The organism is Burkholderia oklahomensis C6786 (assembly GCF_000959365.1).
Lineage (GTDB): Bacteria > Pseudomonadota > Gammaproteobacteria > Burkholderiales > Burkholderiaceae > Burkholderia > Burkholderia oklahomensis.
On sequence record NZ_CP009555.1, the window covers coordinates 3,760,357 to 3,779,032 of the forward strand.

The following is an 18,676-nucleotide window of genomic DNA, read 5'->3' on the forward strand; positions in this document are numbered from 1 at the left end:
CGTTTGTTGGTCGGCCGCAAGCTACCAAATCTTCATACATTTGGCAAACCAGCAAACCTGACAGGCCCTCTGCTGACATTCAACGATGCTCGCGGCTATGCCATACCCGGGTTACGAGCACCTCGTCGCCGTCCAGTACGGCATACCTGATGACATAGGAGCTTCGGCCGAATCTGGCTGCCCATTCGCGGAATTCCGCCCGAGGCGCACCGATGCCGGGGTTTTCAGCGATCAAATCAGCGGCGTCCACGATGATTTGAGCCGCGTGGCGCGCAGCCGCAGGGCTGCTTACAACGAGAAAATCGTATAGCCGTGCAACATCTTCCAGCGCGTCTGGGTGCCAGATCAACGCGGGCATTCGGTACGGTTTCCTGCTGCGAGATCCTCCAACCACTTGCTAACCCGCTCGTGCGGCACACCCGGCGTTCCAGCTAGGTACGAATCCAGCCGCGCGCGATCCAGTTCGAGCGACAAGGCGTCAGCAAAAACCGCCGCCGCGTATTCATCGACAGATTGGCCCGATCGATGCGCCGCCGTCATGATGGCGGTTTCCAGCTCGGCGGGCAAAGTCACCGTAAGCATATGCTTCCCCTAATTTCGGTTGACCTATTGTAAGGCCTTCCCGGGCGTCGAGAGTACTTCGCGCCAGTTCGTGACACTCAATTCAGCTGTTAACGTTCCCTGTCGCCATCCAGAACACCCCCACTCCCTGATTCCAATAGAACTGTGCCCCGTCGCACGTCGCACCATTCTCGAGTACGCACCGATGCGCGGCCACAACTGCATCCATCGCACCCGCCTCTGAGTCCAAATGCGCATAGGTCATCGTTTCTGGAACCACAATGCCCTTGCTCGTCCAATAGCGCTTTTTGTTGAACGTCGACGCGTCCGCATCCTTGCCGACATACTTCGCGATGTACGTCGCGATCCGATGCCGCATCGCCCGGCCCTTGCCACCGATCCGCCGAAAAAAGCCGTTCTTGCCGAAGCCACGTGTGCTGTCATTCACCGCGCCGTCAGTACCCGCCTTGCTGATCACCGAGAGCCAGATCGAGCGCAACAGTTTCCAGTTCTGCCGACCGCTCACGGCCACGTGGATATGCCACGCGCCGCGTTGCTGACGTTCGAGCACGGCCACGTAATGGAAGTCTTGCAACTTGTTCAACCGTCGCCGGAACTCATCCCACCACTTCGCCCATACCTCGATCCGCGTCTCATTCGCACGCGTCGAGAGCGTCAGCATGCGATCGGCGCGAATTGCCTTGCAACGCTTACGAATCATCCGCTTCGATCGCTCGATCGACGTGCGAAGTGACTTGTCCGACTTCGCGGCTACGTCGTCCTGCGTCTCGCCCTCCAGAGCCACACGCTTTCCACGAAGGCCACGCGGCCGCAAGCGCAGCTCGTGAAAGTGGCGCTGCACGGCCACGCTGAACGCTACGACTTCCTGCTGCCCGTCTTCGAAACGTTGTGTGCGCACGATGTACTCATCGCTGAACGGCGAATAGTCCGAGCACTGGACCGCCGACGCGCCGTCAAGGCGTGAGTGATTCAGCGCCTGCATCGAACCGGCTTCGTTCACCAAACTTTGGAAGGAACGCGCTTCCTGTCCTACAATGGCTGCATTCACGTTGGATACCTCGTATATCCGATGTTGATCACGGCCCGGGATCGCTGCGAACGATCGCCGGGCTTTTCTTTTTCTCACGCTTGTTCCAGGCGTCAACGTGAGCTATTTCCGTTAAGTGTTAGAGATACAAGTTTAGGGGCCGCGCTGCGCGCGGCCCGCCCGGCGCGCTCTGCTGCGCTGGGCGAGCCGCGCGCACTTCAACCCCCAACCCATCGCCACCGAACCGCCTACGCCCGCCTCTATCGCGCCGGAAGCACCTCGCGCGGCAGTGTCTTGCAGAAAGGGGGATTGGCCGCCGCCACGTCCTCACTTCCCGCCCCCGCGATTACCCGCTACTCGGTCCGGCGGGCCGCGCTGAGCCGCGCGACGACGGCCTGGACTCCGCATTGCCGCCGTCGCCCTACGCCGCTTCGACCACGGCCGGACACTCCCAACGCTAGACGCCTGATTTTTCGTTACGTCCGCGATAGAGATAACGACTAAACGCCTCATCGTCGTAACGAAACGATTCCAGCACCAACTCGTCAGCCCAAAACGCCAAGCGCTCGACCACGTCAGCCCTTGATGCCCCCGCATCGACCGCCAGCCGATTAAGCGCGGAATGCGCCCGTTCGTCGAGCGTAAAACTGAATCGGCGGCAGCCGTAATCCTTGCTCTCGTATAGCGGCAGCCGCACCACGCGTCGAACCCAATCGACCTCATGCACGACTGACGCTCGCGACCGTTGCGCGTCGACAGCCTTGCGCTTCGACGCCTCTAAATCGCGGCGGAGTTCTGCCAATTCTTCGCGAAGCTGCTCACTCTCCGCACACCAGCCGTCGCCAACCCTCTCCGCAGCCGCCAACGATCCGCGCAGTCCCTCCACCTCGTGACGCATCTCCGCTATCTCTTCGCGAAGCCGCTCGTTCTCCATTACCAGCTCGTCGTAGGCGTCCGCAGCAAGTGGAATATTTTTCGTTACCGTAACGGGATTGCCTGATGCCTTGCGCCGCTCGCGGTATGCCGCCTGACGTTGTGCATTGGTTAATGCGCCGCCCTCTTTGCGCGGCCTACCGCGACTGCGTTTTTCCGTTATGGGCTGAAGCGGTAACGGAATTGTCTTCGTGTCTTCGGGGTGGATCATGACGAACACTCCATATCGGCATTGATCTGATTTTGCGTTACTAGTAACGTAAAATCAATATTCGTAACACGTAACGGTAAATAAAATTCGCTGACTCGCTCAGATCCGCTGCACCTGCAACACGAGCAGCACCTCCGTCCGTTGCTTCGAGCTGGATCGACCATCGAAAAAGCTCGGCAGCCACGAATACCCACTGCGCGCCGTCGCGTCGCGATCCTGAATCAACCCGCCGAGCACCACCAGTTCGCCATCCTTCAAGCGCGTGACCGTCTGTAGCTGGCGCGTGTTTTTCGTCGGCGACGTGTCGACGCCGGTTTTCGTCGCGACGAAATCGGAAATCTCCTCACGCACCTTCAGCTCGATCACATCGCGCATGACTGTCGGCTCCACGTCGAAAATCAACCCGGCATCCTGATACGTGATCGACTGAACGGGCGTACCGTTCGACCCTTGGTAGCTCACGCTCGATTGCGTCGGCACCTGTTGCCCGACATTCAGGCGCACGCGCTCGCCCGACACGATCCGCACGTGCGGAGAGCTGACAACCTTGAAACGCGAATCGGCGTTCAGCGCGGATATCGCCGCGTCGACGCCCGGCCCCGTGAATCGCATTGCGCTTGTGTCTGACGCCGTGTCGCCGCTCGAAAGCCGAAGCTGACCGCTCAGCAGCCGAACCGCGATGCTCCACGCAGAATTTGCCGAACCGGTGTTTGCGACCTCATACACCCAGCCGCGCACCACGACCTCACCCGGCGCGGTATCGAGTTCCGGCACCAGCTTTCGCAGCATCGCGACTTCATCATGCGAGCCGACGATCACCAGCTCGTTACCGCGCGCCTGCACGCCCACAGCAACCGGCGCAGCCGCGATATCGCTCGCAGTGCTGATCGGCGCGCCCGGAACCTGAACGGGACTTGTCACAGCGGGCGGCGTCGCAGCAATCACGGACATCGGCATCATCGACCGCGAACCAATCACAGGCTCCACTAGACTGCGCAGCGATTCGGCGCTTCGGTAACGCGGCCGGTAGACGAACACTTCCTGATCCGCCCGCGCCCGACTGTCAGGGGCCTTTCTCGCAACGTAATCGACACCATTCTTGCTCGTCACGCGAAAGCCGAGCGAATCGAGAAAATCGACCATGACGGCACGCACGTCGCGGGTTTGATCGTCCAAGCGGAACGACACCAAGCGCATATCGTTGAGCACGTCGGGTCCGAGCACATAGGGCGTGCGCATCGCATCCTGATAGATCAAATCGACCACTTGCGCGACCGTCACGAATCGCAAATCAAACGCCGTGCCGCGCACATGCTTCAACGGCGTGATGATCGGAGCGGCCGACGTCGCCGGCGCCGCCACGGTCGTCAAACTCGGATCGGCCGGCAGCGTCGGTAACGGAGGCATCGCGCCAGCAGCGACACCCGCGTACAGCACCATGCCTCCAACAAGCGCCCTCAATCGCATCATCTTGCCCTCTCGCCTTGTTCTGTTTTCCCCGCTCGCGCGCCCGTCCACCCGCTCACCATCTTTCCGTCAACGTCGCCTGTCAACCGCACACCCTCGCCGCGAAAATCCGCGCCGGACACCACACGCAACCGGCCGTCCGACGTGGCCAACACAACGTAGCCCGCACTGCCGATCGCGTAACGCCCCGCAACGCGCCAATCTGGCGACTGCGCCGCAGCACCGGCCGACGGATGCGACAGTGAGGACTGCGACGACGGCGCTGTCGCCGCGATTGGCGCGGAAGCCTCCATTCCGGGCGTAATGCCGAAGCCACCGCGCGCGTTATGGAAAATCTGCACGGCGAGCACGATGAACAGCACCAACGCGATCGGCACGACAAACAACGCCTTGGGAATGACCGCTTGCTTTTTCGTATGGACTTCAGCGCTCGTATAAAGCTTGAACACCTCGCGCGGATAACGCCATTGCCGTTTCACCGCGTCTTTCAGGCTACTTGGGTTGTGACAATGGTCCCACTCGTAAATCATCGCGCGCTTGAGCCCGAAAAGGTTGCGCACGTGGATATGCCGCCCGACCAGATCACGCACCGTCTTACTGATTCGCTGCGGATGCTGCGTGATAAGGATGAAGTCGACGCCCTTGTGACGATGCACGTGCAGTTGCTCCACGTCAGGCGTCGGCTTTTGGCTCACCGTCGTCGGCGGGTAGATGCGTTGCGCCTCATCGATCACGATCAAGTCGTGTGCTTCGGCTTTTTCGTGCCACTGGCGCAACCAAGGTTCGTCAATCTCGACATGCTCGATAGCCAGATCGCGAATCCCGTCGACCAGCACGCGACGCCCTTTCGCAATCTTCGTCAGCAACCAGACCGCATGTAGCGTCTTACCGCTCCCCGGAACCCCCGTAATCAGCGTGATCATTTGCTGAACACCATTTTGGTTGTAGACGTGAGCATGTAGAACGACACGCGCGCCGAGAGCCCACCGAGCACATAAGCGATGCCATCGCCCACGCCACCGAGCGCCAGCACGTTCCCGATATCGGCACTCAACCCGCCGACGCTCGCCGTCATCCACTGCACGACCTGATCGAACGCGAGATCGATTCCCGTGATCGTCACAAGGCCGATACCGAGCGCAACCAGCACACGCGTAACGATCGGCCCGACCAGCGACACCAGCAAGCTCGCCCAACTCATGCCATGAACCCCATGATGAAAATCAGACCGGCGAGCAGCGCGCACCCCAACAAGATCAACGGGCGCAGCTTGATCGCGAATTCACAGATCGGCTCGTAACTAAACGAGAGATCGGCACCGAGGACCGTGACGTGACGCGGCGGCGGACACACGCCATTCCGCAAACCGACCGAGACGGGCGACAGCGAAACGCTCTTCGAATCGCGGTTCACTGGCACATCGTTCGCACTGCCGAGGGGCGCGCATCCGGACGCGTCGGGATGCAAGGCGCACACGTCAGGCGGTGGCAACGGTTTGCCGCCACCATCTCCCGGATTCGTACCGTTGCCGGGATTCGTACCGTTGCCGGGATTCGTACCGTTGCCGGGATTCGTGCCGGTGCCGGGATTCGTACCGGTGCCGGGATTCGTGCCGGTGCCGGGATTCGTACCGGTGCCGGGATTCGTACCGGTGCCGGGATGCGTGCCGGTGCCGGGGTTCGCGCCAGTGCCGGGATTCGTGCCGGTGCCGGGCTCCGTACCAGTGCCGGGGTTCGTGCCGGTGCCGGGGCTTGTGCCCGTTCCGGGATTGCCGTTCGGCATCGGAAGTCTTGTCGACCCGCCGCCCGGACTCACTGATGCGAACTCGTCCACACTCGGCACCCACTGGGGATTGCGCCGATTCCAGTCGGTCACGTCGTCCGCCGTGATCGGATAGGTCGGATCGTATGGCACGCCTTGATAACCGGGCTGAGTGCTCGCCTGCTGCCACAATGCATTAGCGAGCGCAGCCACAATCGCCGGATTGATCGGCTTGGAACGATCCGAATCCGGCATTAACTTCAAAGCGTCCGTTACTGGTAGTGAGCGCCCCTGCTCACGATAGTTTGGCTCGCGCCCGCACTTCGGATACATATCGCTGAGGAAAGCAGTGAGTCGATTTCCATACGCAATGACATCCGTCGGCATCTTCCTCACGTCGAGCACAAAGAAATTGGTGACATTGCCGCGACGAGCCCCGTATTGCTTGGGATCGGGCCAGCAAATTGCGCCGGCCGAGTTACCCGTACAAGCGTAAAAAAACTGGACAAAGCCATCCGTCGGGCAAGGCGCGTTAGCCGTATCCGTCGCCTTAGCCACCTCCTCAATCGTAAGCGACGGTTTGCTTGGAAAGACCCAGCGAATCAAGCCATCGAGCGCAATCTGTACTGACGTGCCAACTACAGCACCAATCGCAGAGCACGCGGCCACACCGAGAAAACCGCTTCCCACCGAACAAGTAGCTACCGCGAGCCCGCCCGCGATCGTGCCACCCACACTGGTAATCGTGTTGATATGTGCAATCGTCGCCTCAGCCACCGCGTCCAACGCGCTATGCCCCCGCTTCGCTTCGGTCGCGGCAATCACGCCCGCCAGCTGCATCGAAGAACGCGATTCGGTAGCGACGGTTACGCGATCGAGCGGCGACGTAGCGTCGGTCGCCTCAACCACACGATCGAGCGGTCCCGCAGGTTTAGCAATCGTTCCCGGCTCCACCACCACATTTCCATGCGGATCGAAATGCACTCGTGCAGGCGCAGGTGCCGGTGCGGGGCTCGGCGGCGCACCCGCTGATGCTGTCGCAAACGACGCAATCAGCAACGCCACAATGAGAAGGTGAGCAAGCCTCATGACAGCACAATCAATCCGGCCGTATAGATGGTCACGACGACCACCCCGAACTCAATGCAGAACCAAAGCATGATCAACTCTCCGATGCCGAATCCACGAAGCGCCGCAATGCGCGCATGCCGAACGCGATCGCCAACACCAGAAACACCGCGCTACCAACGGCCATACCTGCCTCAATACCGCCGGAAATCGGCGCATCGCTCGTCGCCCCTTCGTTGACAAGCGTCAGGTGTGTAACCTGCTGCACCCCGGCCGAGCCATCCGACAACGTGCACGGCACTTGCACACCGACAGCGGCCGAAGCAGGCGCAGCGCCGCACACGACCACATCGATTCCCTGCGCTGCGTGCGCGCCCAAGGCGACGCCAATCAGCGCGACACACAGCAAGCGTTTCATTCGATCCGTTCCATGAAAAAGCCCCCGGCGCGCCGAGGCATACCGGGGGCTATGCGCGTCACACGATCAACGACCGATGAAGCCCTTGATCACGCGGTAGCCGTACGTCACTGCCGCGAGCGCGAGCACCGCACCGCCGACGAGCGCGACGCTCGGCCCGATACTCTTGATCGAATCCACGACGACCGACACGTCCATCGCCGGCATACCCGCGTCCGCCGCGAACGCACCCACGCTCGCGAAGCTCAGTGCTGCTGCAATCATCTTTTTCATATCTGTTCTCTCAGGTTCTAGCCCGGATGTAGACGGCCGTTCTAGTGGGCCAGCTTCGAACGACCGATAGCCCATGACGGGTTATGCGGTAGCGTTCGCCGCCGGTTTCGCAGTCGGCCGGCCGAACGGAACGAGCGAGACGATGCGCGGTTCCAGCTTGCCCTCCATCGACTGCTGAAGCGCGAACTCTGCGAGGTAATCGCCGGGTTGCGAATCTTTCAACGCGTTCGGCAGGTTGATCGTTCCGACGAGGATTTGCTTTCCTTCGCTGGTTTCCTGTTCGAGCACGCATTGCGCCGTATGGATTTCCCACGGCTGATTGGTTCGCTTCGAAATGCCGCCGCGCGGGACCACTTGCAGAATCGTCAACTTTTGCTCTGCCATCTTCGTTCCTTGGTTTAGGACTGCTATTCACATTGAACGGAGTCACTTGGACTCCGCATGCATGCGCGACGAACGCGCTAATCGAAAAAGGTGGACGCTAGGTCAGCCGTCCACGAACCGCCACGCTATCCGAGGGCCGAAATGGCGCGGCGTACCACAGGGGAATCGCTTTAACGGTTCCGGCGACTCAATCGGCCCCAGACACGCCGAATGAAGCCGTCGAGAATGCGCTCCAACTGGATAGCGAGCACTGTCGACGATACGGACGCCAGCAAAACGCAGAACACGAGGCGATAAGGGTAGATTTCGCTCAACTTGCCCCCTACGCCATGCGAGCGATAGCGCCTGACGGCGCACCGACTTGAACGGAAATCAACGTGAGGGACTCGGCGCGGCGACCACGGCGCGACAGCTCCGAGCGGGCCTTTCCCCGCGCACTTTCGGCATTGCGGGCAGTGACAGCGACAACGGCAACGCGGTTGTTACCGCATTGCGTGTAGGCATGGACTTGGTATCTCGGCACCACCTACCCCCGTTTGGTTGTGATATGGCCCCGTCAGCGCAGGGTTTACCTTTCGGCGTCACCTGATACACTGAGCGCATCTGCAAGACAGATATCTGTTGTGCAGATGATAATCTGTCATACAGATTAGTCAAGCACTTTTCGGAGATGGCACCGTGAAATCGATTCAGTACCTCGACAAGCTGCGTGAAACCCAAGCCCTAAAAACTGACACTGCCCTTGCGGAATTTTTGGGACTGAAGCAGAACACGATTAGCCAATACAGACACGGCAAAGCGTTCATGAGCAACGACGTTTGTCTAAAGGTGGCTGCCGGCTTGGGAATGGACAATCCATTGCTCATCATTATGGCCGCCGACATGGACCGCGCCGAAAAGGCGGGGCAGCAATCGCTGTGGGAAATTTTTTTGCCGAAGATGGCGGGGCTTAGTGCCGCACTTGCGATAGGTGTCTTCACAAATTTTGTGACGCCCTCGCCCGCTCAAGCCGCGCCTCATCAAGAAAATGGGGTCACAGCGATTGATATTATGTAAAATAAAAGATGCCGGGAAATAGCGTGGCATTCCCACCCGAGGTCGCCCGTATCTCGGTCGCCGCCTCAACCGGTTTCCCCCAACGACCGAGTACTGTTGGGCCTTGCCGACGGCTGACGCGCCGGCGTTTCTGTCCGACGGATTTTCGCCGTCGATCGGGCGCCCGCCGCGCCCGCATCCGGCGCGGCGCCGCCGCTCAATGCGCCCGCTTGCGCAGCAGCGTCTCCCTCACGCGCTTCGCGACGAGAACGGCCAGATAATCGCGTATCCGCGCACCTTCGCTGTATTCGGCCAGCGTTTCTTCGTATAGCCGGGATACCGCCTCGGCGGGCGTGTGGGTTTCGGACGCGATCGCCTGGACGATCTCGTCGACGCGATTCTGGACCATGTTTGCTCTCCGCTGGAATGGGAAACGGACAAAACGGCTTGCGCGCGGACGCCTATTGAATGACGCCAAAAGCGCCGATGCAAATTGAATCCCTCTATGAACGTTTTGCTCTCGCGACCCCATCTCTATTCGGACAAATTCGGATACGACCGGATCGGAATGACGCGCCGCGGCTGCGATGCCCCGTGGAGGGTCGGATGCCGGTTGCCGGCGCTTCGGGGCGCGGCACGTTACACTCTCGTCGCATTCGCGACGTTGCGCCCCGGCGTCGCCAGAACGAACCGCCGCCGCGCGCAAAACGGCCCGCGCGCGGTTCGCATCCTTTACTCGACTTTCGCAGTCCGACAGGAGTTCATCCATGGCGGTTCGCGACATCCACGATATCGAGCAGATCGAGCGCGTGCCGCTCCACGCGCGCGCGCTGCCCGCCAACACGCTGCAGATCTTCGACGAGCGCGCGGCCAAGACGCCCGACGCGCCCGCCCTCACCTTCTTTCTCGACGCCGACCGGCACGAGCGGTCGCACACGTGGACCTTCGCCGAGCTGCGCGCCGACATCGTCAGGACCACGAACGTGCTCGCGAGTCTCGGCATCGGCGCGGGCGACGTCGCCGCGTTCGTGCTGCCGAATCTGCCCGAAACGCATTTCGCGATCTGGGGCGGCGAGGCGGCCGGCATCGCGATGGCGATCAATCCCCTCCTCGACGGCGCGCAGATCGCCGAGCTCGTCGACGCGGCGCGCGCGAAGGTGCTGCTCTGCGTCGCGCCGACGCCCGGCGTCGACATCTGGCCTAAGCTCGCGCCGCATCTCGACGCGATGCCGACCGTCGAGACCGTCGTGTGGGTCGACCTGCGGCCTTACGTGTCGCTGCCGAAGCGCGCGGCGCTCGCGTGGATCGAACGCCGCGAGAAGGCGCGCGCGCACGGCACGCGGGTCCGGATCGTCAATCTGCATGCCGAAATGCGTCGGCAGCCGGGCGACCGGCTGATCAAGCCGCGCACGATCGCGCCCGACGAACCGTCGTCGTACTTCTGCACGGGCGGCACGACGGGGCGCCCGAAGATCGCGGTGCGCACGCACGGCTGCGAGGTGTTCGACGTGTGGTCGGCGAGCGAGACGCAGGTGCGCGACGGCGACGACGCGCGGACGGTCTTCTGCGGGCTGCCGCTCTTTCACGTGAACGGCCAGCTCGTGACGGGCCTGATGGCGTGGCTGCGCGGCCATCACGTCGTGCTCGGCACGCCGCAAGGCTATCGCGGCAAGAACGTGATCGCGCGGTTCTGGGAGATCGTCGAGGCGTACCGGATCAACGCGTTCTCCGGCGTGCCGACGCTGTACGCGGCGCTCTTGCAGCAGCCGGTCGGCCGGCACGACATCGGCTCGCTCGAATACGCGGCATGCGGCGCGGCGCCGATGCCCGTCGAGCTCGCGCGCAGCTTCGAGCGGACGACCGGCGTGAAGATCGTCGAAGGCTACGGGCTCACCGAGAGTGCATGCGTCGCGTCGCTGAATCCGCTCGACGGCGAGCGGCGCATCGGCTCGATCGGCCTGCGCCTGCCGTATCAGCGGATGCGCGCGGTGATCGTCGACGACACGGGCCGCTACGTGCGCGACGCGCTCGTCGACGAGGTCGGGCTGATCACGCTGTCCGGGCCGAACGTGTTTCGCGGCTATCTCGATCCGGCGCACGAGCGCGGACTGTGGATCGACGTCGCGGGCGAACGCTGGCTGAACACGGGCGATCTCGGCCGCCGCGACGCGGACGGCTATTTCTGGCTCGTCGGCCGCAAGAAGGAGCTGATCATTCGCGGCGGGCACAACATCGATCCGCGCGTCATCGAGGACGCGCTCGTCGCGCACCCGGCCGTCGCGCTCGCGGCGGCGATCGGCCGGCCGGACGCGCACGCGGGCGAGCTGCCCGTCGCCTATGTGCAACTGAAGGCCGGCGCGAGCGCCGACGAAGACGCGCTGCTCGCGTTCGCCGCGGGCGCGATCCCCGAGCGCGCGGCGGTGCCGAAGCACGTGCGGATCCTCGACGCCGTGCCGACCACCGCGGTCGGCAAGATCTTCAAGCCGGAGCTGCAGCGGCGCGAGATCGCGGACGTCGTCGCCGCGTGCGCGCGCGACGCGCAGGCCGCGCTCGAGCGGGTCGACGTCGTGCAGGACGCGCGGCGCGGGCTCGTCGCGAAGGTCGCCGTGCGCGGACCGCGCGACGCGCTCGCCGAGCGGCTCTCCCGCCATGCGTTTGCGGTCGATTGGGTCGAACGGGGCGAGCGCGCCGGCGACGACGCGCTCGCCGCAGCCGCCGAGCGCCATCGCACGTCATGACCGCCGTCCTTTTCCTCGTCCGTCCCGTCGTCCGTCCGTCATGCCCGCCGAATCTTGAAGCGTTCCGATAATTTCCGCGTGACGGCGGCCGTCGTCGCGAGCGCGCTCTTCATGCAGAACCTCGACAGCACGGTCGTCGCGACCGCGCTGCCGAGCATGGCGCGCGACCTCCACGTGAACGTCGTGTTCCTGAGCAGCGCGATCACGTCGTATCTCGTCGCGCTGACCGTGTTCATCCCGGTCAGCGGCTGGATCGCGGACCGTTTCGGCGCGAAGCGCATATTCATCGCGGCGATCGCGATCTTCACGGCGGCGTCGATGATGTGCGCGGCGGCGAATGGGCTTGCGGCGCTGATCGCCGCGCGCATCCTGCAAGGCGCGGGCGGTGCGCTGATGGTGCCCGTCGGCCGCCTGATCCTCTACCGGGGCGTGTCGCGCAGCGAGATGCTCGCCGCGACCACCTGGCTCACGATGCCGGCGCTCGTCGGCCCGCTGCTCGGGCCGCCGCTCGGCGGCTTCCTGACGGACGCGCTGTCGTGGCGCGCGGTGTTCTGGATCAACGCTCCGGTCGGCATCGCCGGCATCGCGCTCGCGGCGCGGCTCATTCCCGCGTCGGCGGGCGAGCGGCGCGCGCCGCCCGATCTCGTGGGCATGCTGCTCGTCGGCGCGGCGCTCGCCGCGCTGATGCTCGGCGTCGAGACGGCGGGCCGCGGCGTGCTGCCCGCCGGCGGGCCGGCGCTCGGCATCGGCGCGGGCATCGTGCTCGGCGCGCTCGCGATCCGTCATTGCCGGCGCGTCGAGCATCCGGCCGTCGACCTGTCGCTGCTCAGGATTCCGACCTTTCATGCGGCGACGGTCGCGGGCAGCCTGTTTCGCGCGGGCGCCGGCGCGCTGCCGTTTCTCGTGCCGCTCACGCTGCAGGTCGGCTTCGGCGCGAGCGCGTCGAAAAGCGGCGTCATCACGCTCGCGAGCGCGCTCGGCTCGCTCGTGATGCGGCCGATGACGCATGCGGCGCTGCATCGCACGTCGATGCGCACGGTGCTGATCGCGGGCAGCGTGTCGTTCGCGGCGGTGCTCGTCGCGTGCGCGACGCTGTCGGCCGCGTGGCCGGACGCGGCGGTGTTCGCGCTCTTGCTCGTCGGCGGTCTGTCGCGTTCGCTCAGCTTCGCGTCGATGGGCGCGCTCGTGTTCTCCGACGTGCCGAGCGACCGGCTGTCGGCGGCGACGTCGTTCCAGGGAACCGCGCAGCAGTTGATGAGGGCAGTCGGCGTCGCCGTCGCGGCGAGCGCGCTGCATCTGACGATGCTGATCGGCGGGCGCGGGCGCGCGAGCCAGATGGATTTCGCGTGCGCGTTCGTCGCGATCGCGCTCGTCGTGCTCGCATCGGTGCCGATGTTCGCGGCGCTGCCGGCCGATGCCGGCGAAGGGCTCGCCGGGCGGGCGCGCGAGTGACGGCGAGTCGTCGCACGAACCACTGCACGAACTTGACAAGCCGCGGTCGTCGAGTCGAATCGACGGGGCGGCACGCAGCGGGGCGCTGACGATCGGGACAATCGGGACAATCGAGACAATCGGACGCCGGCTGCGCCGCCGTCACGCGGCGGCGCTCAGCCGTGAAGAACCGAAGCGAGCCGTGCTATCCGTTTCCGTCGATGCGGACACGGCGTCGCCGCCGCGGCGCATCGGGTGCCCTCGCGCCCATGACGCGGGCTTGCGCGACGGCCGTTCTGCGCGCGTGGCCGCATCCCGCGGCCGCAATTGCCGCTCAACTGCCCGCACGCGTCGCCGCGAGGAACAGCACCGGCGGCCGCCGGCAGTCCGCTTCGAGGTCCGGCCGCACCGCGAGCGCCTCGGGAATCGGCGCCGGCTCGCCGAGGTGCGTGAGCGTGAAGCCCGCCTTCAGCAGCGTGTTCACGTAGGTCTCGACCGTGCGGTGGTACTTGACCACGCCGTCGACGAACCAGCGCGTATCGCGCCGTCCCTCCTGCCGGTAGCGGTCGACGGGCCAGTGCTGCTTGCGACCGTCGTCGTCGCGCACCCAGCCCGTCGGATACGCGGTGCAGATCGGATGCTCGACCGAGAACACGAGGCGGCCGTTCGAGCGCAGCGAATCGTAGATCCGCGCGACCACGCCCGCGTAGTCCTCGACGTAGTGCAGTGCGAGCGACGACACGACGAGATCGAACGCGCGCGTCGCCGCGTGATAGGTCTCGATCGATCGCTGCAAGTAGGTGATCGCGTTGTCTTCGGTGCGGGCGCGCGCTTCGTCGAGCATTCGCGACGACACGTCGACGGCCGTCACCGACACGGCGCCGTGCGCGCGCGCGTAGCGGGCGAACTCGCCGAAGCCGCAGCCGAGGTCGAGCACGTGCAGGCCCGCGAGATTGGGCAGGAGGCGCTTGAGCGCGGGAAATTCGAGTGCGCCGTTCAAGCCGGTGTCGCCGTGCCGAAGCGTACGGTAGCCTTCGAAGAACGATGCGTCGTCGTAGATGTTCTGCGGCGCGGACGGTGGCGCCGTGTTGGGATCGCTGCTCACGATGGACGCTCCTTGACGTAGACGGCAATCGGCGGAAAAGCGGCTCAAAGCGACGAATGACGGTGCAGTGCAATATCCGTTCGGATATGCTGCCTCGCCCGTCGCATTGTATCGCCAAGGTACGGAAATGCGCAGTCCAAAACGATCGTTCCGGCCGCGCCTGAATGCGCCCTCGTTTGCCAAAGCGCGCCTGCTCAAGTACCTTGAACCCCTGCCGCATGCGTTCGGCCCCGCTTCGCCCCCGGCCGAATCCCGCCGGGCGGGCGCACGAACGCCGTCGCATCCGTTCCTTTGCTGTCCGACAGGAGTGCCAGCCCCGATGAAGATTCCCCGTTTCAGCCGTACCCTGCGCGCGGCCGCCGCCGCGGTGGCCGTCTCGCTCGTTTGCGCCGCGCCCGGCGCGCACGCCGCCGACGCGGTGACCGTCGCGTCGAAGATCGACACCGAAGGCAACCTGCTCGGCAACGTGATCGCGCAGGTGCTGAAGGCGCACGGCATCGCCGTCGTCGACAAGATCGGGCTCGGCGCGACGCCGATCGTCCGACGCGCGCTGACGACGGGCGAAATCGACATCTACCCGGAATACACCGGCAACGCCGCGTTCTTTTTCAACAAGGCCGACGATCCCGCGTGGAAGAACGCCGCGCAAGGCTACGCGCTCGCGAAGCAGCTCGACTACGCGGCGAACCGGATCGTCTGGCTCGCGCCCGCGCCCGCGAACAACACGTGGGGCGTCGCGGTGCTGAGCTCGGTCGCGAAGTCGCAGCATCTGAAGACGTTCAGCGATTTCGGCAAGTGGGTCGGCGCGGGCGGCAAGGTGAAGCTCGCCGCGTCGGCCGAATTCGTCAACAGCGCGTCCGCGCTGCCGTCGTTCGAGAAGGCGTACGGCTTCAAGCTGAAGCCGGAGCAGATGCTCGTGCTGTCGGGCGGCGACACCGCCGCGACGATCAAGGCCGCCGCGCAGCAGACGGACGGCGTGAACGCCGCGATGGTCTACGGCACCGACGGCGGCATCGCGGCGACGGGGCTCACGGTCCTCGACGACGACAAGCACGTGCAGCCCGTCTACGCGCCGACGCCGATCGTCCGCGAGGCGGTGCTGAAAGCGCATCCGCAGATCGCCGATTACCTGAAACCGGTGTTCGCGAGCCTCGATCTGAAGACGCTGCAGACGCTCAACGCGCGGATCCAGATCAACGGCGAGCCGGCCGCGAGCGTCGCGGCGAGCTATCTGAAATCGAAGGGCTTCGTCAAATGACGGCGCGCACGGCGGGCGGAGCCGGTGCGCCCGCCCCCGCGTCGCGCCCGGACGCGGCGCCGGCGTGGCTCGCGCGCGTCGACAAGGTCGGCGTGCTGATCGCGGTGCTCGTCGCGTACGCGGCATTTTTCGAGCCGTTCGTCACGCTGCGCGCGAACCGGATCGCGGGCGGATCGGGGCTTGCGCTCGACGCGGTGTTTCCCGCTCTACACGCTCGTGCGCTCGCCTCGCTGTGGGCGGCGGGCGCGCTGTTCGCGCTCGTCCGCAGCCGCGCCGCTTTGCGCGCCGCCGCCGGCGCCGCGCTCGTCGTCGTGCTGTGCATCGCCGTCGGCGCCGCGCCCGCGCACCTCGTCACGCCCGACACGCCGCTCGCGCGCGTGTCGCCCGCGGCGGGCGCGTGGCTGCTGCTGTTCGCGTTCGCGGTGCTGATCGCCGATGCGCTCGCCCGCATCGCGCTCGCGCCGGGCATCCGTCTCGTCGCGCTCGCCGCCGCGGTCGCGGCGCTCGCGGCGTTCATCCACGGGGGCTGCTGGGACGGGCTGTCGGTGATGCAGGAATATGCGGTGCGCGCCGACACGTTCCGCAGCGAGGCGATCCGCCACCTTGCGCTCGTCACCGGCTCGGTCGCCGCGGCGGTCGCGGCCGGCGTGCCGCTCGGCATCGGCTGCACGCGCTCGGCCGCGCTGCGCGGCGCGCTGCTGCCGCTCCTGAACGTCGTGCAGACGATCCCGAGCATCGCGCTGTACGGCCTGCTGATGGCGCCCCTCGCGATCCTCGCCGCGCGCGTGCCGCTCGCCGCCGCATTCGGCGTGAGCGGAATCGGCGTCGCGCCCGCGCTGATCGCCCTCTTCCTGTATGCGCTGCTGCCGATCGTGTCGAGCGTCGTCGTCGGCTTCGCGCAGGTGCCGGCCGCCGTCGTCGAGGCCGCGCAGGCGATGGGGATGACGGGCCGCGAGCGGCTCGTCGCGGTCGAGCTGCCGCTCGCGCTGCCCGTCGTGCTGTCCGGCGTGCGCATCGTGCTCGTGCAGAACATCGGCCTCGCCGCGGTCGCCGCGCTGATCGGCGGCGGCGGCTTCGGCACGTTCATCTTCCAGGGGATCGGCCAGTCGGCGACCGACCTCGTGCTGCTCGGCGCGCTGCCGACGATCGCGCTCGCGCTCGTCACGGCCGTGCTGTTCGAGGCCGCGACCGAGATCGCGAAAGGAGCGCGCCGATGATCGAGATCGAACGCGTGAGCCGGCTGTTCGGCGACCTCGCCGCGGTCGACGACGTGTCGCTCGCGGTCGCGCGCGGCACGGTGACGGCGCTCGTCGGCGCATCGGGCAGCGGCAAATCGACGCTGTTGCGGATGATCAACCGGCTGATCGCGCCGACGAGCGGGACGATTCGCGTCGACGGCGTCGACACCGCGAGCGTGCCCGCCGAGACGCTGCGGCGCGGGATCGGCTACGTGATCCAGGGGCACGGCCTCTTCCCGCACTGGACGGTCGAGCGCAACGTCGCGACGGTGCCGCGGCTGCTCGGCTGGCGCGCGGCGCGCATCGACGCGCGGGTGCGCGAGCTGCTCGAGCTGTTCGAGCTCGATTACGACACGTACGCGCGCAAGCTGCCGCATCAGTTGTCGGGCGGCCAGCAGCAGCGCGTCGGCGTCGCGCGCGCGCTCGCGGCCGAGCCCGCGATCCTGCTGATGGACGAGCCGTTCGGCGCGCTCGACCCGATCATCCGCGGCAAGGCGCAGGACGATCTCGTCGCGCTGCAGCGGCGGCTCGGGATCACGGTCGTGATCGTCACGCACGACATCGACGAAGCGCTGCGGCTCGGCGACCAGATCGCGGTGATGGACGCGGGGCGCATCCTGCAGGCGGGCTCGCCCGCCGAGATTCTCGGGCGGCCGCAGCCGGGCGTCGTCGAGCGGCTCGTCGCGGGCCTCGACCGGCCGCTGCGCCTGCTCGCGCTCACGCGCGTCGACGCGCTCGCCGAGCCCGGCGCGGCGCCCGGCGAGCCGATATCGGGCGCGCTCACGCTGCGCGACGCGATCTCCGAGCTGCTGTGGCGCGGCGCGAGCGCGCTTCCCGTGTCGAGCGCCGACGGCGCGGCGACGAAGCGCATCACGCTCGATGCGATCGTCGCGCAGGCGAAGCGGCCGGCATGAGGCGCGCGATCAAAGCCGCAGGCGCCGCGCCCGATACGGGCGCGGCGCGCACGCCGGGCGCGCTCGGCGCCGCGGGCCGGCACGCGCTCGTCACGCTCGCGCGCGTCGCCGCGCTGGCCGCGCTCGCCGTGATGCTCGCGCGGCCCGGCTGGCTCGAGCCTCTCTTCGCACCGTTCGCCGACAACGGCGCGCCCGCGATCTACCGGCGCGCGAGCCTCCTCGATCTGACGCTGTCGCATCTCGCGATCGTCGGCGCGGCGAGCGCGGCGGGCGCGATCGTCGCGCTCGCGGCCGGGATTTTCGTCACGCGGCGCGCGGGCGCGGAATTCCTGCCGGTCGCGCGCAGCGTCGTGCATATCGGGCAAACCTTCCCGCCCGTCGCGGTGCTCGCGCTCGCGGTGCCGGCCGTCGGCTTCGGCGTGAAGCCCGTGCTGATCGCGCTGATCCTGTACGGACTGCTGCCCATCTTCGAGAGCACGATCGCGGGGCTGCAGGACGTGCCCGCCGATGCCGTCGACGCCGCGCGCGGAATGGGGATGAGCGCGCTGCAGCGGCTCGCATGGGTCGAGCTGCCGCTCGCGTTTCCTGTGATCCTGAACGGCATCCGGCTCGCGGTCGTCATCAATCTCGGCACCGCGACGATCGGCTCGACCGTCGCGGCGAAGGGGCTCGGCGACGTGATCATCGCGGGGCTGCAGACGTCGAACACCGCGTTTGTGCTGCAAGGCGGCCTCATCGTCGCGCTGCTCGCGGTGCTGATCTACGACGCGCTCGGCGTGATCGGGCGATGGATCGCGCCCGTGAGGGCGACGCCGCGCGAAGGCGGCGAGTAG

At 65.8% G+C, this 18,676-nt stretch carries 20 protein-coding genes; 7 read left to right on the forward strand and 13 right to left on the reverse strand.

The annotated features are described in order from the left end of the window. Nucleotides 1-79: 79 nt before the first annotated feature. The 11 genes from BG90_RS33095 to BG90_RS16785 form a co-directional block, all read right to left on the reverse strand. Nucleotides 80-358 carry a type II toxin-antitoxin system RelE/ParE family toxin gene (locus tag BG90_RS33095; RefSeq protein ID WP_010122916.1) on the reverse strand — a complete coding sequence of 93 codons (279 nt, stop codon included), beginning with the start codon at nt 356-358 and terminating at the stop codon, nt 80-82. Continuing rightward, nucleotides 346-582, reverse strand: coding sequence for a hypothetical protein (locus tag BG90_RS33100; RefSeq protein ID WP_081464431.1), 237 nt, complete (start codon nt 580-582; stop codon nt 346-348). The genes BG90_RS33095 and BG90_RS33100 overlap by 13 nt, the downstream gene beginning before the upstream one ends. Before the next feature lie 82 nt (nt 583-664). Further along, entirely contained in the window at nt 665-1,564 is a 900-nt protein-coding gene (locus BG90_RS16745) for a rolling circle replication-associated protein (protein ID WP_010122917.1), read from the reverse strand. 502 nt (nt 1,565-2,066) lie between these two features. Then, nucleotides 2,067-2,753: a hypothetical protein gene (locus BG90_RS16750; RefSeq protein ID WP_025990619.1), complete on the reverse strand. Its 687-nt coding sequence runs from the start codon at nt 2,751-2,753 to the stop codon at nt 2,067-2,069. 99 nt (nt 2,754-2,852) lie between these two features. Further along, nucleotides 2,853-4,223, reverse strand: a complete 1,371-nt coding sequence (locus BG90_RS16755; RefSeq protein WP_025990620.1) for a type II secretion system protein GspD — start codon at nt 4,221-4,223, stop codon at nt 2,853-2,855. After that, on the reverse strand, nt 4,220-5,143 hold the full coding sequence (locus BG90_RS16760) for a zonular occludens toxin domain-containing protein (protein ID WP_010122921.1): 924 nt from the start codon (nt 5,141-5,143) through the stop codon (nt 4,220-4,222). Before BG90_RS16760 ends, BG90_RS16755 begins: the two co-directional genes overlap by 4 nt. After that, on the reverse strand, nt 5,140-5,421 hold the full coding sequence (locus BG90_RS16765; protein ID WP_010112616.1) for a DUF2523 family protein: 282 nt from the start codon (nt 5,419-5,421) through the stop codon (nt 5,140-5,142). The genes BG90_RS16760 and BG90_RS16765 overlap by 4 nt, the downstream gene beginning before the upstream one ends. Next, complete coding sequence (locus BG90_RS16770; RefSeq protein WP_025990621.1) at nt 5,418-7,070, reverse strand: virulence factor TspB C-terminal domain-related protein; 1,653 nt, start codon at nt 7,068-7,070, stop codon at nt 5,418-5,420. The genes BG90_RS16765 and BG90_RS16770 overlap by 4 nt, the downstream gene beginning before the upstream one ends. A 73-nt stretch (nt 7,071-7,143) precedes the next feature. Beyond that, a complete protein-coding gene (locus tag BG90_RS16775) occupies nt 7,144-7,467 on the reverse strand; it encodes a hypothetical protein (protein ID WP_010112574.1) in 324 nt (107 codons plus the stop codon). 66 nt (nt 7,468-7,533) lie between these two features. After that, nucleotides 7,534-7,740, reverse strand: coding sequence for a major capsid protein (locus tag BG90_RS16780; RefSeq protein WP_009906984.1), 207 nt, complete (start codon nt 7,738-7,740; stop codon nt 7,534-7,536). 81 nt (nt 7,741-7,821) lie between these two features. After that, complete coding sequence (locus BG90_RS16785) at nt 7,822-8,124, reverse strand: hypothetical protein (RefSeq protein ID WP_010122925.1); 303 nt, start codon at nt 8,122-8,124, stop codon at nt 7,822-7,824. Nucleotides 8,125-8,802: 678 nt separating this feature from the next. Here BG90_RS16785 and BG90_RS16790 point away from each other — a divergent pair. Continuing rightward, nucleotides 8,803-9,180, forward strand: coding sequence for a helix-turn-helix domain-containing protein (locus tag BG90_RS16790; RefSeq protein ID WP_010122926.1), 378 nt, complete (start codon nt 8,803-8,805; stop codon nt 9,178-9,180). Between the two features lie 196 nt (nt 9,181-9,376). Here the strand turns inward: BG90_RS16790 and BG90_RS16795 are convergent, their stop codons facing one another. Next, nucleotides 9,377-9,568, reverse strand: a complete 192-nt coding sequence (locus tag BG90_RS16795; RefSeq protein WP_010122927.1) for a DUF3562 domain-containing protein — start codon at nt 9,566-9,568, stop codon at nt 9,377-9,379. A 358-nt stretch (nt 9,569-9,926) separates the two neighbouring features. On the opposite strand from BG90_RS16795, the gene BG90_RS16800 reads away from it, so the two are divergent. Beyond that, a complete protein-coding gene (locus BG90_RS16800) occupies nt 9,927-11,897 on the forward strand; it encodes an acyl-CoA synthetase (protein ID WP_045568235.1) in 1,971 nt (656 codons plus the stop codon). 111 nt (nt 11,898-12,008) lie between these two features. Then, complete coding sequence (locus BG90_RS16805) at nt 12,009-13,349, forward strand: MFS transporter (protein WP_045568326.1); 1,341 nt, start codon at nt 12,009-12,011, stop codon at nt 13,347-13,349. A gap of 313 nt (nt 13,350-13,662) precedes the next feature. Here BG90_RS16805 and BG90_RS16810 read toward each other — a convergent pair whose 3' ends face one another. Continuing rightward, nucleotides 13,663-14,433: a class I SAM-dependent methyltransferase gene (locus BG90_RS16810; protein WP_010115343.1), complete on the reverse strand. Its 771-nt coding sequence runs from the start codon at nt 14,431-14,433 to the stop codon at nt 13,663-13,665. A gap of 319 nt (nt 14,434-14,752) precedes the next feature. On the opposite strand from BG90_RS16810, the gene osmF reads away from it, so the two are divergent. The 4 genes from osmF to BG90_RS16830 are packed head-to-tail and all read left to right on the forward strand — an operon-like array spanning nt 14,753 to nt 18,676. Further along, the gene (gene osmF, locus BG90_RS16815; RefSeq protein ID WP_010103588.1) at nt 14,753-15,691 is read left to right on the forward strand and encodes a glycine betaine ABC transporter substrate-binding protein OsmF; all 939 of its coding nucleotides are present in this window, start codon (nt 14,753-14,755) and stop codon (nt 15,689-15,691) included. Then, nucleotides 15,688-16,908 carry an ABC transporter permease gene (locus BG90_RS16820; RefSeq protein WP_045568236.1) on the forward strand — a complete coding sequence of 407 codons (1,221 nt, stop codon included), beginning with the start codon at nt 15,688-15,690 and terminating at the stop codon, nt 16,906-16,908. The genes osmF and BG90_RS16820 overlap by 4 nt, the downstream gene beginning before the upstream one ends. Beyond that, nucleotides 16,905-17,843 (forward strand): ABC transporter ATP-binding protein, encoded by a 939-nt coding sequence (locus tag BG90_RS16825; protein ID WP_010115358.1) that lies wholly within the window; start codon nt 16,905-16,907, stop codon nt 17,841-17,843. Before BG90_RS16820 ends, BG90_RS16825 begins: the two co-directional genes overlap by 4 nt. After that, the gene (locus BG90_RS16830) at nt 17,840-18,676 is read left to right on the forward strand and encodes an ABC transporter permease (RefSeq protein ID WP_045568237.1); all 837 of its coding nucleotides are present in this window, start codon (nt 17,840-17,842) and stop codon (nt 18,674-18,676) included. The genes BG90_RS16825 and BG90_RS16830 overlap by 4 nt, the downstream gene beginning before the upstream one ends.